Annotated in this window: 25 protein-coding genes; 13 read left to right on the forward strand and 12 right to left on the reverse strand. The window is 61.0% G+C overall.

Annotation, left to right across the window (positions count from 1 at the left end; all coding sequences use genetic code 11):
* Window positions 1-11: 11 nt before the first annotated feature.
* From ELH03_RS14430 to ELH03_RS14440, 3 genes are all read left to right on the forward strand, one after another.
* On the forward strand, window positions 12-968 hold the full coding sequence (locus tag ELH03_RS14430; protein WP_128401168.1) for a DMT family transporter: 957 nt from the start codon (window positions 12-14) through the stop codon (window positions 966-968).
* Window positions 969-1,045: 77 nt separating this feature from the next.
* Window positions 1,046-2,248: a succinate--glutarate CoA-transferase gene (gene caiB, locus ELH03_RS14435; protein WP_130766440.1), complete on the forward strand. Its 1,203-nt coding sequence runs from the start codon at window positions 1,046-1,048 to the stop codon at window positions 2,246-2,248.
* A 13-nt stretch (window positions 2,249-2,261) separates the two neighbouring features.
* Window positions 2,262-3,920 carry a thiamine pyrophosphate-binding protein gene (locus tag ELH03_RS14440; protein ID WP_130766441.1) on the forward strand — a complete coding sequence of 553 codons (1,659 nt, stop codon included), beginning with the start codon at window positions 2,262-2,264 and terminating at the stop codon, window positions 3,918-3,920.
* Window positions 3,921-4,068: 148 nt separating this feature from the next.
* Here the strand turns inward: ELH03_RS14440 and ELH03_RS14445 are convergent, their stop codons facing one another.
* From ELH03_RS14445 to ELH03_RS14455, 3 genes are all read right to left on the reverse strand, one after another.
* Window positions 4,069-4,413: a RidA family protein gene (locus ELH03_RS14445; RefSeq protein WP_018446572.1), complete on the reverse strand. Its 345-nt coding sequence runs from the start codon at window positions 4,411-4,413 to the stop codon at window positions 4,069-4,071.
* A 73-nt stretch (window positions 4,414-4,486) separates the two neighbouring features.
* The gene (locus ELH03_RS14450; protein WP_128410761.1) at window positions 4,487-4,825 is read right to left on the reverse strand and encodes a protein tyrosine phosphatase family protein; all 339 of its coding nucleotides are present in this window, start codon (window positions 4,823-4,825) and stop codon (window positions 4,487-4,489) included.
* Between the two features lie 71 nt (window positions 4,826-4,896).
* Window positions 4,897-5,736 carry an aldose 1-epimerase family protein gene (locus ELH03_RS14455; protein ID WP_130766442.1) on the reverse strand — a complete coding sequence of 280 codons (840 nt, stop codon included), beginning with the start codon at window positions 5,734-5,736 and terminating at the stop codon, window positions 4,897-4,899.
* A gap of 359 nt (window positions 5,737-6,095) precedes the next feature.
* On the opposite strand from ELH03_RS14455, the gene ELH03_RS14460 reads away from it, so the two are divergent.
* From ELH03_RS14460 to ELH03_RS14475, 4 genes are all read left to right on the forward strand, one after another.
* Window positions 6,096-7,496, forward strand: a complete 1,401-nt coding sequence (locus tag ELH03_RS14460; RefSeq protein WP_128410763.1) for a L,D-transpeptidase — start codon at window positions 6,096-6,098, stop codon at window positions 7,494-7,496.
* A gap of 236 nt (window positions 7,497-7,732) precedes the next feature.
* Complete coding sequence (locus ELH03_RS14465; RefSeq protein ID WP_128401163.1) at window positions 7,733-8,701, forward strand: aliphatic sulfonate ABC transporter substrate-binding protein; 969 nt, start codon at window positions 7,733-7,735, stop codon at window positions 8,699-8,701.
* Window positions 8,702-8,722: 21 nt separating this feature from the next.
* On the forward strand, window positions 8,723-9,562 hold the full coding sequence (locus ELH03_RS14470; protein ID WP_128410764.1) for an ABC transporter permease: 840 nt from the start codon (window positions 8,723-8,725) through the stop codon (window positions 9,560-9,562).
* Window position 9,563: 1 nt separating this feature from the next.
* Complete coding sequence (locus ELH03_RS14475) at window positions 9,564-10,319, forward strand: ABC transporter ATP-binding protein (RefSeq protein ID WP_128410765.1); 756 nt, start codon at window positions 9,564-9,566, stop codon at window positions 10,317-10,319.
* A gap of 58 nt (window positions 10,320-10,377) precedes the next feature.
* Here ELH03_RS14475 and ELH03_RS14480 read toward each other — a convergent pair whose 3' ends face one another.
* From ELH03_RS14480 to ELH03_RS14505, 6 genes are all read right to left on the reverse strand, one after another.
* Window positions 10,378-11,076 carry an AAA family ATPase gene (locus ELH03_RS14480; RefSeq protein ID WP_128410766.1) on the reverse strand — a complete coding sequence of 233 codons (699 nt, stop codon included), beginning with the start codon at window positions 11,074-11,076 and terminating at the stop codon, window positions 10,378-10,380.
* Window positions 11,077-11,306: 230 nt separating this feature from the next.
* Complete coding sequence (locus ELH03_RS14485; protein WP_128401159.1) at window positions 11,307-12,458, reverse strand: iron-containing alcohol dehydrogenase; 1,152 nt, start codon at window positions 12,456-12,458, stop codon at window positions 11,307-11,309.
* Window positions 12,455-13,840 carry an aldehyde dehydrogenase family protein gene (locus ELH03_RS14490; RefSeq protein ID WP_128410767.1) on the reverse strand — a complete coding sequence of 462 codons (1,386 nt, stop codon included), beginning with the start codon at window positions 13,838-13,840 and terminating at the stop codon, window positions 12,455-12,457. The genes ELH03_RS14485 and ELH03_RS14490 overlap by 4 nt, the downstream gene beginning before the upstream one ends.
* A gap of 206 nt (window positions 13,841-14,046) precedes the next feature.
* Window positions 14,047-15,414, reverse strand: coding sequence for a glutamine synthetase family protein (locus ELH03_RS14495; protein WP_128410768.1), 1,368 nt, complete (start codon window positions 15,412-15,414; stop codon window positions 14,047-14,049).
* 145 nt (window positions 15,415-15,559) lie between these two features.
* On the reverse strand, window positions 15,560-17,116 hold the full coding sequence (locus tag ELH03_RS14500; RefSeq protein WP_128401157.1) for an amino acid permease: 1,557 nt from the start codon (window positions 17,114-17,116) through the stop codon (window positions 15,560-15,562).
* 120 nt (window positions 17,117-17,236) lie between these two features.
* The gene (locus ELH03_RS14505) at window positions 17,237-18,007 is read right to left on the reverse strand and encodes an N-formylglutamate amidohydrolase (protein WP_128401191.1); all 771 of its coding nucleotides are present in this window, start codon (window positions 18,005-18,007) and stop codon (window positions 17,237-17,239) included.
* Window positions 18,008-18,186: 179 nt separating this feature from the next.
* Between ELH03_RS14505 and ELH03_RS14510 the strand changes: the two genes are divergently transcribed.
* From ELH03_RS14510 to ELH03_RS14535, 6 genes are all read left to right on the forward strand, one after another.
* Window positions 18,187-19,059 carry a MurR/RpiR family transcriptional regulator gene (locus ELH03_RS14510; protein WP_105006800.1) on the forward strand — a complete coding sequence of 291 codons (873 nt, stop codon included), beginning with the start codon at window positions 18,187-18,189 and terminating at the stop codon, window positions 19,057-19,059.
* 190 nt (window positions 19,060-19,249) lie between these two features.
* Window positions 19,250-20,353, forward strand: coding sequence for an ABC transporter substrate-binding protein (locus ELH03_RS14515; RefSeq protein WP_024320753.1), 1,104 nt, complete (start codon window positions 19,250-19,252; stop codon window positions 20,351-20,353).
* A gap of 71 nt (window positions 20,354-20,424) precedes the next feature.
* Window positions 20,425-21,318, forward strand: a complete 894-nt coding sequence (locus ELH03_RS14520) for an ABC transporter permease (RefSeq protein ID WP_105008201.1) — start codon at window positions 20,425-20,427, stop codon at window positions 21,316-21,318.
* Entirely contained in the window at window positions 21,315-22,103 is a 789-nt protein-coding gene (locus ELH03_RS14525) for an ABC transporter permease (RefSeq protein ID WP_128401156.1), read from the forward strand. The genes ELH03_RS14520 and ELH03_RS14525 overlap by 4 nt, the downstream gene beginning before the upstream one ends.
* 12 nt (window positions 22,104-22,115) lie before the next feature.
* The gene (locus tag ELH03_RS14530) at window positions 22,116-23,177 is read left to right on the forward strand and encodes an ABC transporter ATP-binding protein (RefSeq protein WP_130659131.1); all 1,062 of its coding nucleotides are present in this window, start codon (window positions 22,116-22,118) and stop codon (window positions 23,175-23,177) included.
* A 197-nt stretch (window positions 23,178-23,374) separates the two neighbouring features.
* The gene (locus ELH03_RS14535) at window positions 23,375-23,680 is read left to right on the forward strand and encodes an NIPSNAP family protein (protein WP_130659132.1); all 306 of its coding nucleotides are present in this window, start codon (window positions 23,375-23,377) and stop codon (window positions 23,678-23,680) included.
* Between the two features lie 74 nt (window positions 23,681-23,754).
* Here the strand turns inward: ELH03_RS14535 and ELH03_RS14540 are convergent, their stop codons facing one another.
* The 3 genes from ELH03_RS14540 to ELH03_RS14550 are packed head-to-tail and all read right to left on the reverse strand — an operon-like array spanning window position 23,755 to window position 26,661.
* Window positions 23,755-24,756, reverse strand: coding sequence for an ABC transporter ATP-binding protein (locus ELH03_RS14540; protein WP_128401153.1), 1,002 nt, complete (start codon window positions 24,754-24,756; stop codon window positions 23,755-23,757).
* A 10-nt stretch (window positions 24,757-24,766) separates the two neighbouring features.
* Window positions 24,767-25,825: a Gfo/Idh/MocA family protein gene (locus tag ELH03_RS14545; protein WP_128410769.1), complete on the reverse strand. Its 1,059-nt coding sequence runs from the start codon at window positions 25,823-25,825 to the stop codon at window positions 24,767-24,769.
* Window positions 25,822-26,661, reverse strand: coding sequence for a carbohydrate ABC transporter permease (locus ELH03_RS14550; RefSeq protein ID WP_018074095.1), 840 nt, complete (start codon window positions 26,659-26,661; stop codon window positions 25,822-25,824). The genes ELH03_RS14545 and ELH03_RS14550 overlap by 4 nt, the downstream gene beginning before the upstream one ends.
* Window positions 26,662-26,665: the final 4 nt, after the last annotated feature.

Here is a 26,665-nt window from a genome sequence, read left to right on the forward strand (position 1 = left end):
GGGATTTCATCATGAACAGCACCTCCGCCCGCCCCGTTTCGTCCGCCTCCGACGTGACGATGGGGCTTGTGTTGATGGTTCTTTCGGTGATGGTCTCGCCGCTCATCGATATTTTTGCCAAGCTTGCGATCACGACCGTGCCATCCGGGGAGATCACCGCCGGCCGTTTCATCGTCCAGGCGCTCTGCATGCTGCCACTCGTGATATGGCGGCGCAGCTTCACCGATTTCTCCTGGCGACAGAGCCTGTTCCATGCCATCCGCGGCGCGATCATCACCGTCTCGATGATCTCCTTCGTCACGACGTTGAAATATATGGCGGTCGCCGACGCGATCGCGATCTTCTTCGTCGAGCCGATCATGGTGACGATCCTCGGTGGCATCTTCCTGAAGGAGACAATTGGCTGGCGGCGTTATACCGCCTGCGGCGTCGGCTTCTTCGGGGCGATGCTGATCATCCAACCGAGTTTCGAAGAGGTCGGCTACATCGCGCTTCTGCCTGTCGTCAGCGCGCTCTGCATCGCGATCTTCGTGCTGATGACCCGCGCCCTTTCGCGCAGGGAAGACCCCTGGTCGATGCAGTTCCAGATGAGCATCTGGGGCCTGCTCTTCTGTGTCCTCCTGCTTTTCCTGGGTCAGGGAACCGGCTCCGACCTCTTCGATCCGGTCATGCCGGAAGGCCGCGCCTGGTTCTATGTCGCCGGCGTCGGCGCCATGGCCGCAATCACCGGCATCCTCGGCGTCTACGCCTATCGCGCAGCACCGGCCTCGACGCTGGCGCCGCTGCAATATTTCGAGATCGTTTCGGCGACAATCTTCGCCTGGCTGGTCTTCGGCGACTTTCCGGATGCGGTCAAATGGCTCGGCATTGTCATCATCGTGGCATCGGGCTTCTACATCCTCTGGCGCGAGCGCCGCTTTGCTTCAAAGCCTGTATCCGATACATCTGAGGTGACGCTGGCACCTTAAAACTAGAATGCGAGCATAATGTCATCCGAAAACCGCTCACACTTTTCGGCATCATGCTCTGAACCTGCCGGAGGAACATGACGGAGACCGTGACGAAAAAGCCGCCGCTTGCCGGTATCCGGGTGATCGAGCTTGCCCGCGTGCTCGCCGGCCCCTGGGCGGGACAGATGCTCGCCGATCTCGGCGCCGACGTCATCAAGGTCGAAAATCCCGACGGCGGCGACGATACGCGCCAATGGGGCCCACCCTTCGTCGGGGGCGCCGACGGCGAGAATCTCTCGGCCGCCTATTACCACGCCGCCAATCGCGGCAAGCGCTCCGTCACTGCCGATCTGAAGAGCGCCGAAGGCCAGGATCTCGTCCGCCGCCTCGTCTCCACCGCCGATGTGGTCATCGAGAATTTCAAGCTCGGCGGCCTCGTCAAATATGGGCTCGATTATGACAGCCTGCGCAAGGTGAACCCGAAGCTCGTCTATTGCTCGATCACCGGCTTCGGCCAGAACGGCCCTTATGCCAGCCTCGCCGGCTACGATTACATCGTCCAGGGCATGTCCGGCTTCATGTCGATCACTGGTGAACCAGGCGGCCAGCCGATGAAGGCAGGCGTCGCCATCGCCGATATCTTCACCGGCATCTATGCCGTCTCGGCGATCGAAGCCGCCCTGATCCACGCCCTGAAGTCAGGCGAAGGCCAGTTGGTCGACATGGCCCTGCTCGATGTGCAATCGGCCGTGCTCGCCAATCAGAACATGAACTACCTGGTTTCCGGCGAGGCACCGACCCGCCTCGGCAACGCCCATCCCAATATTTCGCCCTATGAGGTCGTGCCGACGGCGGATGGTTATCTCATTCTCGCAGTCGGAAACGATGGGCAGTTCCGTCGCCTCTGCACCATCCTCGGCCTGGAGACCGTCGCCGGCGACGAGCGTTTCGCCACCAACATGGCCCGCGTCGGCAATCGCGGCGAAGTGCGACGCCTCGTCTCCACCGAGACGCTGAAATGGCAGAAGGCGGATCTGCTGAAGGCCTGTGAGGAGAACGCGGTTCCATCAGGCGCCATCAACACGATCGAGGAAATGTTCGCCCATCCGCAGATACAGGCCCGCGGCCTGCGCATCGACCTTGCGGATGCTGTCGGCACCGTGATCCCCGGTGTCAGGACGCCGGTGGTGCTGTCGGAGACGCCGCTGCGTTATATCAGGCCGAGCCCGCGTCTCGGCGAGCACCAGGCAGAAATTCTGGCGGAACTCGCCGAGCGCGAAAGGAAGGCATCGTCATGAAGAAGGCATTGTTATGAAGAAGACGGGCGGAGAACTAATCGTCGAGGCACTGAAGGCGAACGGCGTCAAGCGCCTCTCATGCGTGCCCGGCGAGAGCTTCCTCGCCGCGCTCGACGCGTTGCGCGACAGCGATATCGACGTCCTCGTCTGCCGCCAGGAGGGCGGAGCGGCGATGATGGCGGATTGCTGGGGCCGGCTGACCGGCGAACCCGGCATTTGCATGGTGACCCGTGGCCCCGGCGCCACCAACGCCTCCGCCGGCCTGCATATATCAAGGCAGGACTCGATCCCGATGATCCTGTTCATCGGCCAGGTACAGCGGGAAGCACGCGAGCGCGAGGCCTTCCAGGAGGTCGAGTTCCGCCGCGCCTTCACCGAATTCGCCAAATGGGTGGGTGAGATCGACGATGCCGCCCGCATTCCCGAATTCGTCACCCGCGCCTTTGCGGTCGCAACCTCCGGCCGGCCCGGCCCTGTCGTGCTGACGCTGCCGGAGGACATGCTGCGCGATGAAGTCGAGGCACCCCGCGCCAGGCATTATGCCAACGTCGAGGCCCATCCCGGCCGCCGCCAGATCGACGATTTCTATCTCCGCTTGCTGAAGGCGGAGCGGCCGATGGTGATCCTTGGCGGCACACGCTGGGATGCCGATGCCGTCGCCGATTTTCAGAGCTTCGCCGAGCGTTTCCAACTGCCCGTCGGCTGCTCCTTCCGCCGGCAGATGCTGTTCGATCATCTTCATCCCTCTTATGCCGGCGATGTCGGGATCGGCATCAATCCGGCATTGGCGAAAGAGATCAAGGAAAGCGACCTGCTGATCCTCCTCGGTAGCCGCATGTCGGAAATGCCGTCCTCGTCCTATACGCTGATCGATGTCCCCTACCCCCAGCAATCGCTGGTGCACATCTATCCCGACCCTTCCGAGCTCGGCCGCGTCTATCGCCCGGATCTTGCCATCTGCGCGGCACCTGCCGATTTCGTCGCCGCGCTCGCCGATCTGGAAGCGCCGGCCGAACCGCACTGGACCGAGCGCACCGCGGGCCTGCACCAGGCCTATCTCGCCTGGTCGACCCCGCCAACGACAGGTCCGGGCGCCGTCCATATGGGGCCGATCATGGAATGGCTGGAGGCCAATACCAGGCCGGAGACGATCTTCACCAATGGTGCGGGCAACTACGCCACCTGGGTGCACCGCTTCCATCGTTTTCGCCGTTTCAACACCCAAGCCGCCCCCACCTCCGGCTCGATGGGTTACGGCCTGCCGGCGGCGGTGGCCGCCAAGCGACTGTTTCCCGAGCGCGAGGTCATCTGCTTTGCCGGCGACGGCTGCTTCCTGATGCACGGCCAGGAATTCGCCACTGCCATCCGCTATGGCCTGCCGATCATCGCAGTCGTCGTCAACAATGGCATCTACGGCACGATCCGCATGCATCAGGAACGCGAGTATCCCGGCCGCGTTAGCAGCACCGATCTGACCAATCCCGACTTCGCGGCCCTTGCCCGCGCCTATGGCGGCCACGGCGAGACGGTGGAAACGACAGCGGATTTCGCCCCGGCCTTCGAGCGGGCACGCGCCAGCGGCAAGCCCGCAATCATCGAGGTCAAGCTCGATCCCGAAGCGATCACACCGACACGCACGCTTTCGGAAATCGCGCAAACAAAAAGCCGGTGAGCACGCGCAGTGCTCACCGGCTTCAGGCAATCGGAATGGTGTGACTTAGAGCGGTTCAGCTTTTCATAGAAGCGCAGAGCCGCTCTAATCTTTTGCTTTTTGCGCAATCCCGGACGGAAAACCGCTTCGCACTTTTCCTGGAGTTACTCTAGTCGAGTGCGGCCGTGATGATGAACTCGACCTTGTATTTCGGCGCAGCGAGCTTGGCTTCGCTGGTGGCGCGGGCCGGCGGATTGGCCGGATCGATCCAGCCTTCCCAGACGGCGTTCATCTCGGCGAAATCGGCGATATCGGACAGGTAGATGATCGTCTGCAGGATCTTCGACTTGCTGCTGCCCGATGCAGCCAGCAGGCGGTCGACTTCGGCAAGCGAGGACTTGCACTGATCGGTGACGCTTTCGCCCTCGCCGACCTGACCTGCGAGATAGACCGTGTTGCCGTGAATGACGGCGCCGCTCATGCGCGAGCCGACGTCGATACGCTTGATGCTCATTATAGTCTCCTGAGTGAATGGAAGGTGGCGGCGCTGAGGTTCAACGCCGGAAAATCGACCCGCCGGAACGGGCTCAATTACGGATATGGTGGGTCTTCTGGTAAATCGCCGTCGAGCGTGCGCCAGAGCGGCAATAGCCGAGCATCGGCCGCGGGAATTCATCGAGCGCGTCGACCATGCCCTGCACGGCTTCCTCGGTCACGCCCATCGGTCCAACCGGCACATGGGCGATCTCGAGGCCGAGCTCCTTGGCGCGCGCCTCGATGATGGAGAACGACGTCTGGTCGGGACTTTCGTGGTCAGGACGGTGGCAGACGATCGATTTGAACCCCAGCGCCTTGATCTCGTCGAGCTCGTCCAGCGTGATCTGGCCTGAAACCGAATATTCATCGTCGATCTGGCGAATATCCATCGTCTTGTCTCCTCAAAAATCGTGGGCTGAAGGTCTACGACGGAGGTCTGCCAGCGTCAACAAGACTTCGCTCACAGGAAGGTAAAGGTCAGCGCATAGCTGCGGCTCTCGCCGGGCGCCAGCATATTAAACTCACCAGCGGCCTGAAGCTCGTCGCGCGATATCCAGCGATGCGAAACCGGCTCGATACCGATGATATGGGCCGGCGCCTTCTGGTTCCGCCAGACCTGCAGATGGGGCAGCGTGTCGGCGCGGAAGCGCACACGCAGCGTCCTGCCGCCGATTGCGGCGATCGGTCCGAGGCGGACCTCCGCGAAACCCTCCTCCGTCGCCGGCGCCGCGACGCAGAAGATGCCGCCCGGCTCCTCGCCGAATGCCCAGGGGAAACCGCCATTCTCCAGCATCCGACCTTCGAGCCGCGTGCCCTCGTCCAGCCATTTGCCGCCAGTGTTCATGTGGTACATCAGGAAGGTCGGCACCATCCGATCGCTCGTATTGACGACCCGGTCCTCGAGCCGTACCTCGCCGGTCGCCCCGTCGATCCGCCACAGCCGCTCGATGCGCTGCGGCAGTCCTTCGACGGTGGTGATGTCGATATCGGCGCGGCATTCGGCATTGCCATTCTCGAACTTTGTCCACAGCACCTTTGCTGCATGGCCGGAGGCCGATCCGTGCAGCGGATAGACCTTGCCGTCATCCCGACCGGGAATCGGCTGGCGGTGGCGGATATGATCCGGCCCGCAGGTGAACAGGAAGCCTTCGAGCGAGTGATCGATTCGCGCATCACCGTCGTCGGGAATGGCGCGTTTCGGCGCGATATCGACACCGTCGACGATGCATCCGCCGATATCCAGCACCGATGTTTCGTCCAGCATCAGGCGCGGCCCGCTTGCGGCGGCAAATTCGATCATCACGGTCTCCTCGGGGAATTATCGGCCCTTAGAGCGCCGTGCGTCCTTTCGGACGTACAAAGGACGCTCTAACACTTTGAATCGACGCATCATGCTTTCCGAAAATCGATTCCGCTTTTCGAAAAGCATGATGCGCTAGCGTTAGGTTTCGCGCCGCCATTCGTCAATCAGCGCCATCCCATCTTGTGTTTTTGCAGCAACCGTGGATTTTGCGGAACTGACACAAGGACGCAAACGTTTATGAGTAAAAGGAAATCTTAGTGATTTTCATATTTTGTTCAGCACGGTTTCATAAATTCCACACTAGCGTCAAAATTCGCAGGTGTGTGTCTGCCCAGTCACTGTTCGAGGTATGAGACGTGAATCGCTTTTTGAAGTCGGCATTTTGCTTCGCGGCCGTCCTGGCTGCCCTTGCGGCTACACCGCCGGAGGCAGGCGCGCAGCAGTTCCGCGACCGCCGCCAGAGCGATATCGTGCTTGTGACGCCGAGCGGCGAAATCCTCGACTATGTTCCACCTGGCTATATCTACGCCCGGGACCAGAGTGGCAATCGCGTGTTGATTGACGGCTATGGCAACGTCGTCGCCACCGAGATGCGCGCGCGGGGCTACTATCCGCCGCGGCCGGGCCCGCGCGAGGTCTATAACGACCAGTATGGCAACGACCCCTATTATTCCGACAACAATCCCGATGGCGATACACGTTATTCCGAGCGCGGCGCCGTCACCGGCGGCATTCCGCGTGATGCCGCGATCGAACGCCGGCCGCTCGGCGAGCAGCCCTATCCCGATGATAACAGCATCGGCAATCCGCAGCCTGGCGACGATTATGCCTCGATCGACCCGGACCAGCAGATCCCGCCCGCCGACCAACCGAAGGCCGCACCCGATGAGCCCGTCATCACGCTGAAGAATAAGTCGAAGCCCGAGATCGTCGCATTGCAGGTCTTCCTCGATCGCGCCGGCATCTCTCCGGGCGTCATCGACGGCCATATGGGCTCGAACGTCACCAAGGGGATCTATGCCTATGACCAGATGACCGGGTCGAAGCTCGATCCCAACGACACCGATGCCATTCTGGAAGAGCTGCGCATGAATGGTGGCCTGCCTGTCATCAGCTACACGATCACGCCGGCCGATGCCGCCGGTCCCTTCGTCGCCGAGATCCCGGAAGATTATTCACATAAGGCGCTGTTGCCGTCGCTGGCTTACACCTCGACCACCGAGATGCTCGCCGAGCGTTTCCACATGGATGAGGCTTTCCTCAAGGAGATGAACCCCGGCGCCGACTTCACCGTTCCCGGCACCGTCATCAAGGTCGTCAATCCGGGCGAGCCGAAGAGCGGCGCTGTCGCCCGCATCATCGCCGACAAGGGCCGCAAGCAGGTCTTCGCCTATGACGGCGCCGGCAATCTCCTCGCCGCCTACCCGGCATCGATCGGCTCCACCGACACGCCCTCTCCGTCAGGCTTGGTGAACGTCGAGCGTGTCGCCTTCAATCCCGGCTATACCTACAATCCGAAGATCAATTTCCAGCAGGGTGCCAACGACAAGATCCTCAACATCCCGCCCGGCCCGAACGGCCCCGTCGGCACCGTCTGGATGGCGCTCTCCAAGCCGACCTACGGCATTCACGGCACGCCCGAACCCTCGAAGATCGGCCGCACTCAGAGCCACGGTTGTATCCGTCTGACCAACTGGGATGCGACAGAGCTTGCCAAGATGGTCAAGCCGGGAGTGACGGTCGAATTCGTCGACTGAACATACCATCGCGTCTTCAGGCGGAATGACCGCAAAGCGAACAGACAACAATGTCACGTGACTGGATCGACCAACACGCGGCTGGATCGGTGCTGCCCCGCACTTTGACACAACAATCTAGCGCGGGCCGCGACGGCAGTTCAAAATTGCTCTCCCGTACCAAAGTTTGGAACTCGAAAGCGCGCCAAAAAGCTATTAAATCTGTAGATTTCACTTCCTAACATTTTGGAGGTCGCATGAAATCGCTTGTTCGATTGGCTTTAAGCGTCTTGGCGGGTTTGGTCGCAGTTGGCACGGCGCAGGCTGCCGATGTCTCGGAAATTCGCGTGGACTGGGCGACCTACAACCCGGTCAGCCTCATTCTGAAGGATGAAGGCATTCTGGAAAAGGAATTCGAAAAGGATGGGATCAAGATAACCTGGGTCCAGTCCGCAGGCTCCAACAAAGCCCTGGAATTCCTGAATGCCGGCTCCCTCGACTTTGGTTCGACGGCGGGTGCGGCTGCATTGATCGGCCGCGTCAACGGCAACCCGATCAAATCCATCTATGTGTATTCGCGTCCGGAATGGACCGCGCTCGTAACACGCAAGGATACCGGCATCGCCAAGGTCCAGGACCTCAAGGGCAAGTCCATCGCCGTGACGCGCGGCACCGACCCGCACATTTTCCTGGTGCGCGCCCTCGCCGATGCAGGTCTGACTGAAAAGGACGTTTCGCTTGTTCTGCTGCAGCACGCGGACGGCCGCCTTGCGCTGAAGCGGGGCGACGTCGACGCTTGGGCCGGCCTCGATCCGATCATGGCCTCCGCCGAGATTGAAGATGGCGATGTGCTGTTCTATCGCAAGCCGGAAAACAACAGCTGGGGCGTGCTTAACGTGCGCGAAGAGTTTGCTACCGCGCATCCTGATCTCGTCAAACGCGTGCTTGCTTCCTACGAGAAGGCGCGCATTGAAGCTCTGAAAGATCCGACCAAGCTCAAAGCCGCCCTCGTTGCCGCCACCAAGCTGCCCGACACGGTGATAGAGCGCCAGCTGGAGCGCACGAACCTCACCTATTCCGTGATCGGCGATGCACAGCGGGAGACGATCGAAGCAGCGGGTCTCGCTTTGCAAAAGGCCGACGTCATCAAGGCGGATGTCGATGTCGTCAAGACCGTATCGGCGCTGGTCGATCCCAGCTATGCCTCGGCCGCACTCGGCCAGTGAAGCGATAGAAAGAGCGTTCCCATGTCCTTGGTGCACATCGCGCTGTCATGGCACAATGCGGAAACAGGAAGGGAGACCCGGCAGCGCCGGGTTTCGCCTTTCGATCGCCCGATTGTCGGAATCGTGTTTCCGGTTGCGTTGTTTGCCGCCTGGGAAATCCTCGTTCGTGCGGGAATGGTCGGAGGTCGTTTGATGCCCCCGCCCTCGAAAATTCTCTATACGGTCTATGCGCTGGCGGCCTCCGGCGATCTGGCAACGCATGTCGGCGCGACGCTGCGCAGAGTGGCGATCGGCTTCGCCTTCGGGTCCCTGGCGGGGACCGTTCTTGGGGCGCTGACCGGGTACTCCAAACCGCTCGCACGTCTGCTGGATCCGACCCTGCAGGCTCTGAGAGCCATTCCCTCCATTGCCTGGGTGCCACTGTTCATCCTGTGGTTCGGTATCTTCGAAGCCTCTAAAGTCGCCCTGATTGCCGTTGGCGTCTTCTTCCCGGTCTATCTAGGAGTGTATGGCGCCGTCGTCGGCGTCGACAGGCGCATCGTAGAGGTCGGCCGGGTCTTTCGGCTTTCGGGCTTCGAGCTCATTCGTCTGATCCTGCTGCCGGCGGTCCTTCCGGACTTTATCCTTGCCCTGCGCGCAGGCCTGGGCCTTGGTTGGATGTTCGTCGTTGCGGCGGAATTCATGGGCGCATCCGAAGGCCTGGGATATCTTCTGGTGGATGGTCAGCAACTCGGAAAGCCGGATCAGATCCTGGCGGCTATTTTGATCTTTGCCGTTGTCGGCAAGGCGACCGATAGCCTGCTTCTGATTGCGAGCGCGCCATTCCTGCGCTGGCGCGACACCCATGCGAGCGGGATCTGACATGCTTGACATCCGCTCCCTATCCAAGATCTATCCCAACGGAACACATGCTCTGCAGGACTTCTCCCTCAGTATCGGCAAGGGAGAGTTGGTCGCGGTCATCGGAGGATCGGGTTGCGGCAAGAGCACCCTTCTGAGACTGTTGTCGGGCCTCGAAGGCCCTACACAGGGCGAAATCAGCTTGGAGGGACGGCTGCTGACAGAGCCGGACTCGCTCGTGAATATCGTCTTCCAGGAGCCCCGGCTCTTTCCATGGCTGACAGTCGCGGACAATATCGGTTTCGGCCTGCGCCACCTAGCAAGCAGCGAACGGGATGAGCAGGTATCGGCGGCCCTGGAGAAGATTGGCCTTCGCGGCTACGAGAAGCGCTGGATAAAGGAGCTGTCCGGCGGGCAGGCGCAACGCGTGGCCTTGGCGCGAGCACTCGTGACGAAGCCGGCCGTTCTCCTATTGGACGAGCCCTTCTCCGCACTCGATGCGATGACGCGTGTCGAACTCCAGGATCATCTGATCGATCTATGGCGCGTGAATGCCACGACCATGCTGCTCGTCACGCACGATATCGAAGAGGCAGCCTTTTTGGCGGATCGCGTCGTCGTGATGCGCCCCTGGCCGGGACGCATTCTAGAGGTGGTCGATATAGGTCTGCCGCGACAACGCAATCGCATGTCGGACGAATTGGCCGAAGTCAAAAGGCGTCTTTCCGCCCTTCTGGCTCATTCTCTCAATGATGGCAGCCACACGGCAAGCGCCTGAAAAACAAAATGCGTCGTGGAGCGAACCGGACGCACTTCGTTCGAGGATGCGGGAACTGTCAGGCTGCCGTCGCCATGCGGGCGGACGCCACCAGCCTCACCGGCAGTTTGCGCATCATTTCCTCGGCAAAACAGGTGGCGTTTTCGCGGGCCTTGTCGAGGTTGCTGACGCGCGTCGGATCAATCGTGTGCAGCGTGCCGCCACAGTCGAAGATGTCGCGAAAGGCGGAGCGTTCGATAATGGCAGTGTCCAGCACCGGTACATGCCGCTCGCTGAGCAGCGACTTGACGACTTGCAGCGCCCGTGTCGTCACCATCGAGTTGACGCGGGTGAGCACCACCGAATGGCCGATCTTGATGCCGGCCTTCTCGTCCAGATACTGCAGCAGTTCGAGTACCTGCGCGCCGCCGCGCGCGTCCATCGCACAGCCCTGGATCGGGATCAGCACGTGGTCGGACAGGCCGACGGCGGTGGCAAGCAGCGGATTGCGTGCACCCGGCAGGTCGACGATGAAATAGTCGGTATTGTGCTTGTTCTCGCTGATATGCAGCGGTAGCGACGCGGTTGTCACGAAATCGATCACCGAAAGATTGGGAACATGACCAGAGATCTCGTGCCAGCGCGAAATCCAGTGCTGCGGATCGGCGTCGAGAATGGTGACGCGATAGCCTTTGCGGGCAAGCTCGGTCGCGAGCAGGAGAACAGCGGTCGTTTTGCCGGCGCCGCCCTTGGTATTTGCGAATGTGATGACAGGCATGTTCGGTCCTCGGAAGGAAATGGTGCGAGCCGGAATTGCTCATTTACGCACCCTCAGAGCATCGTGCGGTTAATCCATCCTTTCTAATCATGGTTAACAAATTGGAAACACGCGCGGCGAAATTGCAGCCGGTATTTTTCACATCCCTAAAACTAGGGATGCCGCCCGAATGAAAAAAGCCTGGAAAACCGCGGTTTTCCAGGCCAATTAGTAGGTCCGCTCTTATGTTGTCAGAAGCAATCCCTGAAAAGGGCCTTGGTATTTTCGAGCGTCATTGCAACCGGGTTGCCGCCCGCACTCGGATCTTCAATCGCCATGGCCGACAATTCGTCGATGCGGTCGGCCGCAATTCCCATTGCCGACAGCGTCTCCGGCACCCCGAGTTCGGAGCGGAGCTTCAGCACATAGTCGTAGAACCCGTCGAAACCGCCCGCGATGCCGAGATAGGCGGCGGCGCGGCCGATCTTCTCCTCGATCGCCTTGCGGTTGAAGCGCAGCACCGCCGGCATCACCACCGCATTGGTCATGCCGTGATGGGTGTTGTAGACGGCGCCGATCGGGTGCGACAGCGCGTGGATGGCGCCGAGCCCCTTCTGGAAGGCGACCGCGCCCATGGCGGCGGCCGACATCATGTTGGCGCGGGCCTCCAGATCGGTGCCTTCCCTATAGGCGCGCGGCAGGAACTCCTTGACGAGGCGCATGCCTTCCAACGCGATGCCGGCCGACATCGGGTGATAGAAGGGCGAGGAATAGGCCTCCAGGCAATGAGCGAAGGCATCCATGCCGGTGCCGGCCGTGATGATCTTCGGCATGCCGACCGTCAGTTCCGGATCGGAGATGACGACGCCAGGCAGGAACTTCGGATGGAAGATGATTTTCTTCACATGGGTTTCGGAATTGGTGATGACGCTGGCGCGCCCGACTTCCGAACCGGTGCCCGCCGTCGTCGGCACGGCGACAATCGGGGCGATGCCCTCAAGGCTCGCACGCGTCCACCAGTCGCCGATATCTTCAAAATCCCAGACCGGCCGCGTCTGGCCGGCCATGAACGCGACGCACTTGCCGAGATCGAGGCCGGAGCCGCCACCGAAAGCAACGACGCCGTCATGGCCGCCGTCCTTGAAGGCCCTGACGCCGGCTTCGAGGTTCTTCTCGTTCGGGTTCGGATCGACATCGGCAAAGATCGCCCGGCCGAGACCGGCATCTTCGAGGATATCGAGCGCAGTCTTGGTGATCGCCATCGAGGCAAGGCCGCGGTCGGTGACGAGCAGCGGCTTCTTGATGCCGAGGCTCTTGCAGGCGTCGGCCAGTTCCGTGATGCGGCCCCGGCCGAGCTTGACCGATGTTGGGTAGCTCCAATTTGCGATGATGTTGCTGCTCATGCTGTGACTTTCTTCAGATGGAAGGATTTCGGGCGCGTCAGATTTTGGAAACCGATGATCGACAGCGAACCGCCGCGGCCGGTCTCCTTGACGCCGGTCCAGCAAAGTGCCGGGTCGAGATAGTCCGCGCGGTTCATGAAAACGGTGCCGGTTTCGATCTCGCGGCCGAGCCGCCCTGCCCGCTCGACATCTTTGGTCCAGAGCGAGGCCGTCAGCCCGTACTGGCTGTCGTTCATCAAAGTGAGTGCCTCCTCATCGCTCTTCACCTTCATGATGCCGACCGCCGGACCGAAAGTCTCTTCGCGCATGAAGGCCATGGAGTGGTCGACGTCGACGAGAATCTGCGGTGCAAGATAGGCGCCGCCGTCATCCTGGGGGAAAAGCTTGGAATCGACAAGCGCTTTGGCGCCCTTGGAAACCGCATCGGCGATCTGCTCGCGCACCACCTTGGCGAAGCGCTTATGTGCCATCGGCCCGAGCGACGTATCGGGATCGAGGGGATTGCCGAGCTTGTAGTTCGACACCCAGGCAACCGACTTCTCGACGAATGCGTCATAGAGCGATTCATGCACGTAGATGCGCTCGATGCCGCAGCAGCACTGGCCGGAATTGTAGGTCGCGCCGTCCATCAGCGTGTCGACGGCCGCCTCAAGATCGGCGTCCTCCATGACATAACCCGGATCCTTGCCGCCGAGTTCGAGGCCGAGGCCGGTGAACGTGCCGGCGGCGGCCCGCTCCATCGACCGCCCGCCTTCGACCGATCCGGTGAAGTTGACGAAATTGAAGCTGCCGGCGGCAATCAGCGCCGACGTCGTTTCGTGATCGAGGAAGACGTTCTGGAACACATCTTCAGGAACGCCGGCCTCGGTGAAGGCCTGCACCAGCCGCTCACCGACCAGCAGCGTCTGCGAGGCATGTTTCAGCACCACGGTATTGCCGGCCATCAATGCCGGCGCAATCGTGTTGATCGCCGTCATATAGGGATAGTTCCACGGCGCGACGACGAAGACGACGCCATGCGCCTCGCGCTCGATGCGGCGCTCGAAACGCTCGCTCTCCTCGACGACGAGAGGCGCCAGCGCATCCGCCGCGATCGAAGCGACATAGTTGGAGCGCTCGTTGAAGCCCTTGTATTCGCCGCCATACTTGACCGGCCGGCCCATCTGCCAGGCAAGCTCCGGCACGACGACGTCGGACATCTCGTTCAGCCGCGCAGCCCCCTTCAGCACCAGTTGCACACGCTCTTCGAGCGGCCGTTTCGCCCAGGCCTTCTGCGCCTTGCGGGCGCGCGCCACCACGTCCTTGGCGGCATCGAAAGAAAGGGCTGCGCGTTCGGCATAGACCGACCCGTCAACCGGTGAAATGCATTGGATCATTACCATGATCGATTCCTGTCCTCGTATTCTTCAAAATCTTTGCGAAGGCCGTAGCCGCTGATCCGCCTGCCGGCACCTCTCCCCGTAAACGGGGCGAAGGGGATATGCCGCACCGGCTTTCCCCAACATCGACGCTGCATTTGGCACGTCCCCTCTCCCCGTTTTTACGGGGAGAGGGTTAGGGTGAGGGGCAGGCAAATCGCAAATGCCTATTAAGCTCTTTCGAAACCGCGCGCCACTTCCCAGTCGGTGATGCGGCGATCGTATTCTTCCTGCTCCCATTCAGCAGCGCGGGTGTAATGGTCGATCACGTCATCGCCGAAGGCTTTGCGAAGCATCGCCGATTCCGTCATCTCAGTCGTGGCCGCGCGCAGCGTGCGCGGGATCTCACGAGCGCCCTTGCCGCCATAGGCGTCGCCGACGAAGGGGGCTTCGAGTTCCAGCTTGTTCTCGATCCCGTCAATGCCGGCGGCAAGCAGCGCGGCGAAGGCGAGATAGGGATTGAGATCGGAGCCGCCAACGCGGCACTCGATACGAATTCCCTTGGTTTCCTCGCCGCAGAGCCGGTAGCCGGCGGTGCGGTTGTCCTTGCTCCAGATCGCCTTGGTCGGCGCAAACGTGCCGGCCATGAAGCGCTTGTAGGAGTTGATGTAGGGCGCCAGGAAATAGGTGATCTCGCTCGCATGGGCGAGAAGCCCGGCGACGTAATTGTGCATCAGCGGCGACATGCCGTATTTGCCGGTATGGTCGAAGAACAGCGGCTTTTCCTCGAGGCTCCAGAGCGACTGGTGGATATGCGAGGAACTGCCGGCGGCATTGTAGTTCCACTTGGCGAGGAAAGTGATGGCCTTGCCCTTCGACCAGGCAATCTCCTTGCAGCCGTTCTTGATGATTGCGTGCCGGTCGGCCATGGCGAGTGCATCGGCATAGCGCACATTGATCTCCTCCTGGCCGGCCGAAGCCTCGCCCTTGGAATTCTCGACCGGGATGCCGGCGCCCTGCAACCCGGTGCGGATCGCCCGCATCACCTCTTCCTCCTTGGTGGTCTGGAAGATGTGGTAGTCCTCATTATAGGCGCTGGCGAGCTTGAGGTTGCGGTAGCCGGAAGCCTGCGCCGCCTCGTAGCTCTGGTCGAAAAGGAAGAATTCGAGCTCGGAGGCCATGTAGGCCTTCATGCCCATATCCTCGAGCCGCTTCACCTGCTTCTTCAGGATCGCGCGCGGCGAGTGGGCGACCTCCTCATGCGTATGATGGTCGAGCACGTCGCAGAGCACCAACGCGGTGCCTTCGAGCCAGGGAATACGACGCAGCGTCGCCAGATCCGGCTTCATCGTGTAGTCGCCGTAGCCCTTCTCCCAGCTCGTCGCCTTGTAGCCGGAGACGGTCTCCATCTCCATGTCGGTGGCGATCAGGTAGTTGCAGCTGTGCGTTTCCTTCCAGGCGCTCTCGACGAAATATTCCGCCTGGAAGCGCTTGCCCATCAGCCGGCCCTGCATATCCACCTGGCAGGCCAGTACCGTGTCGATGCGCCCTTCGGCAACATCCTTCCTGAGATCGTCGATTGTGTAGCTGCTGCTCATGATTGATCCGCCTGAATTGGATTGACAAAATCGGGGCAACGAAATCGCATGCGCTCGGCCGGACTTTGCGGCCCGATGCCTTTTCGTTGAACCGTGATGGGGCCGCAGGATGCGGCCCCACCATTTGAGAGGGAAGCCTTGATGCTTAGTTTTCGCCGCTTTCGCCGACGGCTGCTTCGGCGGCCGCGATCTCGGCCTGACGCTTTGCCACTTCAGCACCAATCGGCGGCCCCTTGAAGCGACGGCTTTCGAAGCCGAACCAGACGATCGCAGTCAGCACCAGGAAACCAACGGTGATGTAGAGCGCCCATTCATTCGGCGGCTGGATGCCGAGGATGAAGATCAGGATCATCGCGATCACAGTCAGCACCGCAAAGAGCTTGAAGACGCCTTCGCCGAGGTTCCACGGCCCCATCTTGTCCCACTTCGACGTGCCCCAGGCGAACAGGCCGAGCGTGATCGGGATCGCGAAGGAGAAGAACAGGAAGATGACCGTGCACGAGACCACGATCGTATAGACCGGCGTGTCGCCGATCGAAACAAGCGAGGAACCCCAGACGAACAGAACCGACAGGATCGAGCCGGTCCAGATCGCAGCCACAGGCGTGCGGTATTGCGGGCTGACCTTCGACAAGGCCTTCGATGCCGGCAGACCGCCGTCACGCGAGAAGGCAAAGATCATGCGCGAGACCGAGGTGACGGTGGCAAGACCGCACAGCCATTGGCTGACCAGGATGGCGAGATAAAGAATGTCCTTAACGATCGGGTTCACCTGGCTGTCCATCGCCCAGAAGAACACGTTCCAGCCTTGCTTTGCCGCATCATCCATGTTCGGCAGCATCAGAACGAAGGCGCACAGCATGATATAGCCGAAAAGCGCCGACCAGAGGACCGAGGCGACCATGCCACGCGGGACAGATTCGGCAGCCTTGACTGTCTCTTCCGACGTATGCGCCGAGGCGTCATAGCCCGTGATCGTGTAGATCGGCAGCAGCAGGCCGAGTAGGAAGACCCAGGCGCCCGAGGTGGAAGGCCAGACATTGCCGCCGGCTTCGCCGGAATAGTTGGCAAAGGTGAAGAGGCGGCCGATTTCGTAGGAGGGCGCCGCGGCGAGGCAGACGAGCGCTAGCGCGATCGATGTCGCAAAGATCAGGTAACCTGAAAAGTCGGTCAGCTTCGCCGTCAGTCCGATGCCCATGTGGTTCACGAGCGCCTGCGCGCCGGTGATGATCACGAGGAAGACGATGCGCACCACGGTTGTATCCGTCAGCCCGAGATAGGTGGTGCCGAACGAACCCATGAAGAAATAGTAGGTGCCGACATTAATGGCGCCAAGGACGGTCACGAGACCGAGCAAGTTGAACCAGGCGGTCAGCCAGCCGGTGAAGCGGTTGCCGAGGATCGAACCCCAGTGATAGAGGCCGCCAGCCGTCGGATAGGCCGAGCTGATCTGCGCCATGGCGATGGCGAAGACGAGCGAGATGAAGCAGCCGAGTGGCCAGCCGATACCGATGGCGGCGCCGCCGGCACCCGAGGTCGCCTGAGCCAGCGAATTGATGCCGCCGGAGAGGATGCAGATGATGGAAAATGAGACGGCGAAGTTCGAGAACGAGCTCATGCGTCGTTCGAGTTCCTGAGCATAGCCCATGGAATGCAGGATGTGCACATCCTGCTTCTTGTCCAGTTCGGTATAATCCGACATGACTTCCCCCTGTTCACGATCGGCCGCGGGATTGCGGGCCGGTTCAGTGCCAATTGCCCGCGGCATTTGCGCCGTGCGGACGTCCGCAGTTAGACTGCTCCCTCGGGTCTTCTTTTTATGTCAGGCGTCCAGACTTTGCTGGAGCAGCCCTTTTAGATAGTCGGCCATGACCCCTTGGCCGGTATCGTCTGCGATAAGGTCGTTGCGGACCTCGATCATCACATTGCGCAAGCCGTTCGAAAGCCCGTGCAGGATGAGCGTGTGGGTCACGCCGTCCTCGGGCCCGTAAGGCTCGTTGCGTTCCGTCCTGTAAAGCGGCGCTTCGGCCGCTGCCTCCAGCATACGGTCGGCAAGCCGGCTGTCCTCATCGTGCAATATGCCGAGTTCGACGGCGCGTTCGCGGCCATGATAGACCGGCGTAAAGCTGTGCATCGTCACGATGATGCTGTCCTGTGCCCTCGCCCGGCGATCGCGGATCAGCTCGCGAATGGCGTCGTGGAAAGGCACGTAGAGCGAGTCGGTGCGCACAAGCCGTTCTTCGGGGCTCAAATCCTTGTTGCCGGGAATGGCGTAGATCTCGCTGGTCTCCGGCATGGCGCCGGGTGAACTGGGCGGCCGGTTGCAGTCGTAGATAAGCCGCGAGAACCGCTGGTAAACGAGCGTCGCGTCGAGCGCTTCCGATATGCTGCGGGCGACCGCAAGCGCGCCGGGATCCCAGGCAATGTGACTGGAGAGCGCCTCGCTGGGCAGGCCGAGATCGCCGAAAAGGGCTGGAAGCGCATTCGAAGCGTGCTCGCAGATGAGAAGCACCGGGCTCCGGCCGTGGATGCGCTCGATCCCGACGCAGTCACCGTCCGCTTCGCTGAGGATTTTCGGCCGGGCCAGCACCAAAGGCGCCACTCCTTATCCCTTAACAAATTCCTTATGAAGAAAAGAATTCTTCAGGTTTCGGCCAGTGTCAAGCATCCACTGAAAATTTCTTTTCATGACAGTAGTTGACATGGATTATGACAGCGTTGTTAACTTTGAGTGGGAAAGTGGCGCCAGACCATCCCGGGGAGCATAACTAAGTGACAGTAGCGTCGAAGACGGTTTCCGACGTCATACACTCGCATTTGGGGGTGTTGACGCGTGCCGAGAAGCAGCTGGCCGAAAGCCTGCTGGACAATTATCCGGTCTCCGGGCTCGGCAGTATAACCACGATCGCCGAGAACGCCGGCGTCTCGACGCCGACCGTCGTGCGCATGGTGCAAAAGCTCGGCTTCAAAGGCTATCCGGACTTTCAGGCGCATCTGCATCAGGAAGTCGAGGCGACGATCTCGAACCCGATCGCTAAGCACGACCGCTGGGCGCAGAACGCCCCGGGCACCCATATTCTCAACCGTTTCGCCGATGCGATCATGGGCAATCTGCGCCAGACGCTGACCGATCTCGACACCGCGACTTTCGACAGCGTCGCCGCGTTGCTCTCCGACCGCAAGCGCGGCCTTTATTTCGTCGGCGGCCGCATCACCGGCGCGCTTGCCGAGTATTTCTTCACCCATATGCAGGTCATCCGGCCGGCAACGACGCTGCTATCGTCGAATTCCAGCAGCTGGCCGCAATATGTCCTCAACATGAACGCCGGCGACATCCTGATCATCTTCGACATCCGCCGCTACGAGCAGGAGATGGTGAGCCTCGCCACCGCCGCCCGCAAGCGCGGCGCCGAAATCGTCGTCTTCACCGACCAGTGGGGCTCGCCTGCCGCCAAGCTCGCCAGGCATGCCTTCCGCGTCCGGATCGAAGCGCCGTCGGCCTGGGATTCCTCCGTCGTCACCCTTTTCATCGTCGAAGCACTGATCGAAGCCGTTCAAAATTCGACCTGGGACGAGACGAAGGAGCGCATGAAGACACTGGAAGGCCTGTTCGAGCAGACCAGGCTTTTCCGTAAACCCGGCTAGGAGGACAAGACTAAAACAGAAGAAAAACAATGACGGATTTTCACGGAACCACGGCGCGCTGTCGCAAATGAAACATTGCCGCAACCGCCTGCTATCTAGGGTGAAATGAACGTCATCCAATCGTCATACAAGCTTCATGTAAGCTCATTAACAGCATCGCCAGACACTGAAAACCCGAAGGAGAACAACAGTGATCTCTAACATTTCTCGACTACTGTCGCTTTCTACTGCAATGATCGTGGCTTCGACCGCGATTGCCGCTGCCGAGCCGAGCGCTGAACTTATCGCCGCCGCCAAGAAAGAAGGCACCCTGACCACGATCGCTCTTCCGCACGACTGGTGCGGCTACGGCGAGGTCATTGCCGGCTTCAAGGCCAAGTATGGCCTCGAGGTCAACGAGCTCAACCCGGATGCGGGTTCGGGCGACGAAGTCGAAGCCATCAAGGCCAACAAGGGCAACACCGGCCCGCAGGCTCCTGACGTCATCGACGTAGGCCTCTCTTTCGGCCCGTCTGCAAAGAAAGACGGCCTGATCCAGCCTTACAAGGTCTCCACCTGGGACTCCATCCCGGATACCGCCAAGGATGCCGAAGGCTACTGGTACGGCGACTATTACGGCGTTCTCTCGTTCCTCGTGAACAAGGATCTCGTCAAGGAATCGCCGGCCGACTGGGCCGACCTGAAGAAGAGCGACTACGCAAACACCGTCGCCCTCGCAGGCGATCCGCGTACCGCCAACCAGGCTGTCCAGGGCGTCTATGCGGCCGGTCTTTCCGCATCCGGCGGTGACGCTGCCAAGGCCGGCGAAGAAGGTCTGAAATTCTTCGCCGAATTGAACAAGAACGGCAATTTCGTGCCGGTCGTCGGCAAGGCGGCTCCGTTCGCCCAGGGCTCCACGCCGATCATCGTTGCCTGGGATTACAACGCCCTCTCCTGGGGCGAAAGCCTGAAAGGCAATCCTCCGTTCGAGGTCGTCGTTCCGAAGACCGGCGTCGTTGCCGGCGTCTACGTCCAGGCCATCTCCGCCTTCGCTCCGCACCCGAACGCTGCGAAGCTCTGGATGGAATACCTCTATTCCGACGAAGGTCAGCTCGGCTGGCTGAAGGGCTATTGCCACCCGATCCGCTTCAACGATCTTGCCAAGAACAACAAGATCCCGAAGGAACTGCTCGACAAGCTGCCGCCGGCTGCAGCCTATGAAAAGGCTGTTTTCCCGACACTCGAAGAGCAGTCCGCTGGCAAGGAAGCCATCACCAAGAACTGGGATTCCGTTGTCGGCGCCGCCGTCAAGTAACCTCTGATCCTGCCTCCCCGCCGCAAGGCGGGGAGGTTTTCTCACTCCGACGCCCCAGGATGAGCTTTTCCATGAGCACCGTTTCAACGCCTATGGTGCGCAGTGCCCCCTTGATCAACAGAGATCGCGTGATCGACTGGCTGGGCATTGCACCCTTCATCATTTTCTCCCTGCTGTTCCTGATCATCCCCACGCTTTATCTTGTGGCGGGCGCATTCCTGACGCCCGAGGGCGATTTGACGCTGAAGAACATCGGTGATCTCTTTACCCCATCCATCATGAGCGCCTACTCGATCAGTATCCGTGTGTCGGTGGCGTCAGCTCTGGGCGGTGCGCTGATCGGCTTCTTCCTCGCTTGGGCCGTCGTGCTCGGCGGCCTGCCCGCCTCCGTCCGTTCGACGCTGCTGACCTTCTCCGGCGTCGCCTCGAATTTCGCCGGCGTGCCGCTTGCCTTCGCCTTTCTCGCAACGCTTGGCCGCACCGGGCTTGTGACGATCTTCCTGCGCGAATGGTTCGGCTTCAATCTCTACGGCACCGGCTTTAATCTGCTGTCCTTCCTCGGCCTCACCATCACCTACATGTATTTCCAGATCCCGCTGATGGTGCTGATCCTGACGCCGGCCCTCGACGGCATGAAGAAGGAATGGCGCGAAGCCTCGCAAATCCTTGGCGCCACCAACCGCCAGTACTGGACCATGGTCGCGCTGCCGATCCTTTGGCCGAGCCTGCTCGGCACGACGTTGCTGCTCTTCGCCAACGCCTTCGGCGCCATCGCCACCGCTTTCGCGCTGACCGGCAGCTCGCTGAACATCGTGCCGATCCTGCTCTATGCGCAGATCCGCGGCGACGTTCTGCACAATGCCAACCTCGGTTACGCCATCGCGCTCGGCATGATCGTCATCACCGGCGTCTCCAACGTCCTTTACCTCATGCTGCGCATGCGCGCCGAACGGTGGCAGAAATGAAAGCTCAACGTCTGGGAGCCTGGATCGCCGTCATTCTGGGTGCATCCTATTTCGTCATCCCGTTGATCGGCACAATCGAGTTTTCGTTGCGCATGCGCCGCGGCGAATACAGCCTCGATGCTTATGAGTCGGTATTCTCCGACGTTCAGTTCCGCGAGACCTTCGGCTATTCCATGCTGATGGCGCTTCTGACCATCGTCTTCGGCATGCTGCTCGTCGTACCGACGGCCTATTGGGTGCGGCTGCGCCTGCCGCAGATGCGTCCGGTCGTCGAATTCATCACCCTGCTACCGCTCGTCATTCCGGCGATCGTCATCGTCTTCGGCTACCTCAGAATGTATAATTCGTCCTCTTACTTACCGCTGACGGGTTCGACGACCGGCACCAACATCCTGCTGGTCTTCTCCTATACCACGCTGTCGCTGCCCTACATGTACCGCGCCGTCGATACCGCCATGCGCGCCATCGACGTCCGCACGCTGACGGAAGCGGCCGAAAGCCTCGGCGCCCGCTGGACGACCATCATGTTCAAGTGCATTTTCCCCAACGTCATGAGCGGCGTGCTCTCAGGCGCTTTCATCACGCTCGCGATCGTCATGGGCGAATTCACCTTTGCCGCACTTCTGAACCGTCCGGCCTTCGGTCCCTACCTGCAGCTCGTCGGCGCCAACAAGGCCTATGAGCCTTCGGCGCTTGCCGTCATCGCCTTCTCGATCACCTGGCTCAGCATGGGCCTGCTCAACCTCGTTTCCCGCTTCGGCAAAGCCGCCCCGGCAAAGGCTTAAGGTATCTGGCTCATGTCTTTTCTCACGCTGAACAACATTCAGAAATCCTTCGGCCCTGTGCAGGTCGTCAAGAACTTCAACATGACGATCGAGAAGGGTGAGTTCATCTCCTTCCTCGGGCCGTCAGGCTGCGGCAAGACAACCGTTCTGCGCATGATCGCCGGCTTTGAAACGCCGACCGGCGGCACGCTGACCATCAACGGCAAGGATCAAAGCTCGCTGAAGCCGAACCAGCGCAATATCGGCATGGTGTTCCAGGCCTACGCGCTGTTCCCCAACATGACAGTGCACGACAACGTCGCCTTCGGCCTCAAGGTGGCAGGCGCGCCGAAGCCTGAGATCGACGCCCGGGTCAAGGAAATGCTCGGCCTGATCAAGCTCGATCACCTGGCCGACCGCTTCCCCTATCAACTATCGGGCGGCCAGCAGCAGCGTGTCGCCCTTGCCCGCGCGCTCGCCGTCAAGCCGCAAGTGCTGCTGCTCGACGAGCCGCTCTCCGCACTCGACGCCAAGATTCGCGTGTCGCTGCGCGAGGAAATCCGTCAGATCCAGCAGCAGCTTGGCATCACCACGGTCTTCGTCACCCATGATCAGGAAGAAGCCCTGTCGATCTCCGACCGCATCGTCGTCATGAATGCCGGCAAGGCCGACCAGATCGGTTCGCCCTTCGAGATCTACAATACGCCGGCGACGCGCTTCGTCGCTTCCTTCGTCGGCACGCTGAACCTCATCGAGGCCAAGGTCGTCGATCCAGATACCAACCGCATCCAGATCGGCGATCAGGGCATAACGCTGAAGCAGTCGGTCGCCGCCCACAAGGCCGGCGAAACCATTTCGCTGGCGCTGCGTCCGGAAGCCGGCTCGCTCTCCGACAACGTCAAGAGCGACACGGCACTGACCGGCCAGGTCGTTTCGGCCCACTTCCTGGGATCGGTCATCCGCACCCGCATGAATGTCGGCGGCAACGTCATCTCCTTCGACATGTTCAACAGCCCGGGCACCACCCCGCCGCAGGCCGGCGAAACGGTAACGCTGCGCTTCATGGCAGCCGACCTGCTGATCATCCGCGATTAATCCGCTAACGCGGATCTGACCTGGAAGGCGCCGCCGACGCGGCGCTTTTTTCATTTCAGGCCGGCCGGCCTGTCAGCAAAAGTGATGCAGCCATCACCGCAAAGCACTTGAACTCTGCCCGCTCAGTGCCAGAAGTTGAGGGAACCAAATGCGCCGGGCAGCCCTCTGTCCGGCATTTTACGCGATGGGATATGTCAATGATTACCTGCCACCTGCGTTATGTGATCGATCCTTTCAAGCTTGCCGAATTCGAGGAATATGCCCGGCTCTGGATTCCAATCGTCAACAGGATGGGCGGCACCCATCACGGTTATTTCCTGCCGTCCGAAGGCGCCAACAACATTGCCGTTGCCTTGTTTTCCTTCCCGAGCCTGGCTGCTTACGAGGACTATCGCAAACGCATGGCAAGCGATCCGGGATGCCAGGCCGCTTTCGAACTCGACAACCGCAACCGCAGTATCGTCAGCTATGAACGCAGCTTCATGCGGCCCGTACTCGGCTGATCGAACCGCACACGACCGGAAATGAAAAAGCCCCGCCAGGCTGACTGGCGGGGCTTTTTCGTTCTGTCATGCGCTTATCGGATCGCCTGATCGTCGACGTCGAAGCGGTGCACATGCGCCTGGTCAGGCGTCGCATAGACGATCTCGTCCGGCTCGTACTGGTGCTCGCCGAACAGGCGCGCGGTCAACAGGCCGCATTGATCAGATTCCAGATAGATGATCGTGTCGGCGCCGAGATGCTCGACATGCACGACCTTCGCAGCCCAAGTCCCCTGTTCGCGCGACAACGTCAGGTGTTCGGGACGCACGCCGATCGTCTTGGCGCTGTGATCGCCCACCTTCTCGGCCGCGATGAAATTCATCTGCGGCGAGCCGATGAAGCCGGCAACGAAGACATTGGCCGGTCGTTTGTAGAGTTCCATCGGCGAACCGATCTGCTCGATCGCGCCGGCATTCAGCACCACGATCTTGTCGGCAAGCGTCATCGCCTCGACCTGGTCGTGGGTGACATAGATCATCGTCGCCTTCAGGCTGCGGTGCAGCCGGGCGATTTCGAGGCGGGTCTGGACGCGCAGCGCCGCATCAAGGTTCGACAGCGGTTCGTCGAACAGGAAGAGTTCCGGCTCGCGCACGATGGCACGGCCGATGGCGACGCGCTGGCGCTGGCCGCCGGAGAGCTCGGCCGGCCGCCGCGCCAGATAGGGTTCCAGCGAAAGCATGCCGGATGCCTTGCTGACACGCTTGTCGATCTCGTCCCTGGCGGTGCCGGCCTGCTTCAGACCAAGCCCCATATTGTCCTTGACCGTCAGATGCGGATAGAGCGCGTAAGACTGGAACACCATGGCGATGCCGCGCTTGGCCGGCGGCGTCAGCGTCTCGTCGCGGCCATTGATGACGACAGCGCCCGACGTGACGTCTTCGAGGCCTGCAATGCTGCGCAGCAGCGTCGATTTCCCGCAGCCTGACGGCCCGACGAAGATGACGAATTCGCCGTCCTTGACCTCGAGGTCGATGCCTTTCAGCACCTCATGCGTGCCATAGGTCTTGCGGATGGATTTGAGTTGAAGCGATCCCACTGTCTTTCCCTTACAATCTGACCGGCTGGCCGGTACGCACGCTCTCGTCGGCGGCAAGGCAGATGCGCAGCGATGCCACCGCATCCGCCATATGGCGGTCGAGGTCCAGATCCTCGCGGATCGCCCTCAGCATGAAGGCCTGTTCCAGGTCGCAGAGCGCCTGATGGCCGGGTTCACCTTCCATCGTCATGTCCTGGTCGGGTCGGATGAACTTGCCGTCAGGCCCGGTCTCGGCCGTGTGCAGCCGGATCACCGAGGTCTTGGTGTGCGTGTCGATATCGTCGGACTTGGCGTTCGGATCCATGACGATCGACACCGCGCCCTTCGGCGACATCACATCCTTCACGAAGAAGGCTGTTTCCGAGATCATCGGGCCCCAGCCGGCCTCATACCAGCCGACGGAACCATCCTCGAACAGCACCTGCAGGTGGCCATAATTATACATGTCGGCGGCGATCTCTTCCGACATGCGCAGCCCCATGCCGCGCACCTCGACAGCCCTGGCGTCGGTGATCTGGCACATGACGTCGACATAATGCACGCCGCAATCGACGATCGGCGAGGTGGTGCGCATCAGCGATTTGTGCGTCGCCCAGGTCGGGCCGCTGGACTGCTGGTTGAGGTTCATGCGGAAGACGTAAGGCGGGCCGAGCTTGCGCGCCTCTTCGATCAGCTTCATCCAGGAAGGATGATGGCGAAGGATATAACCGATCACCAGCTTGCGCCCGGCCTTCCCAGCCGCGGCGACGACGCGCTCGGCGTCGGCGACCGTGGTCGCCAGCGGCTTTTCCACGAAGACGTCGCATCCGGCCTCGAAGGCGGCGACGGCATAATCGGCATGGCTGTCGGAATAGGTGTTGATGGAGCAGAGGTCCGGCTTCAGCTCGGCGAGCGCCGTCGTGAAGTCGGGATGGATCGTATAGCCCTGCAACTCGGGCTCCAGTTGTGGCCTCGAACGGTTGACGAGACCGACAATCTCGAAGCCGGGATTGTTGTGATAGGCGAGCGCGTGGCTGCGACCCATATTGCCGAGGCCGGCAACGAGGACACGGATCGGTTTTACTGTCACTTGACGGCTCCTGACGTGATGCCGCGGATCAGCTGCCGCGAGAAGATAACGTAGAGGACGAGGATAGGCAGGATCGCCAGCGACAGCGCTGCCAGCACCGCGTTCCAGTTGGTGACGAACTGGCCGATGAAGATCTGCGAGCCGAGCGTCACCGTCTTGGTCGCCTCGGAGGGTGCGAGGATCAGCGGGAACCAGAGGTCGTTCCAGATCGGGATCATCGTGAAGACGGCGACCGTTGCCATGGCCGGGCGCACCAGCGGCAGCACCAGACGGAAGAAGATCGCATATTCGGAAAGCCCGTCGATGCGCCCGGCATTCTTCAGATCGTCCGAAACCGTGCGCATGAATTCCGACAGGATGAAGATCGCCAGCGGTATGCCCTGCGCGGTATAGACGAGGACCAGCGCCGTCAGCGTATTGACGAGGCCGGCCGCCACCATGCCCTGCAGGATCGCCACCGTGCCGAGACGGATCGGGATCATGATGCCGATCGCCATGTAGAGACCAAGCAGCATATTGCCGCGGAAACGATACTCCGAGAGCGCGAAGGCCGCCATGGCGCCGAAGAGCAGCACCAGCAGGATCGAGACGATCGTGACGATGAAGCTGTTTTGGAAATAGGTGGCGAAATCGCCCTGCCCGAGCACCGTCTGATAGCCGACGAGGCTGAAGGTCGACGGCGTCGGGATCATCAGCGGCTCTCGGAAGATCGAGGCACGATCCTTGAACGAGTTGACGATGGTCAGAAACACCGGAAACAGTGCGACCAGCGTATAGGCGCTCAGCGCCAGATGCACGAGGCCGGTGCGGATGGGAGATGTGCGTGCCTTGGACATGCGC

The sequence above is a fragment of the Rhizobium beringeri genome (assembly GCF_004306515.1).
Lineage (GTDB): Bacteria > Pseudomonadota > Alphaproteobacteria > Rhizobiales > Rhizobiaceae > Rhizobium > Rhizobium beringeri.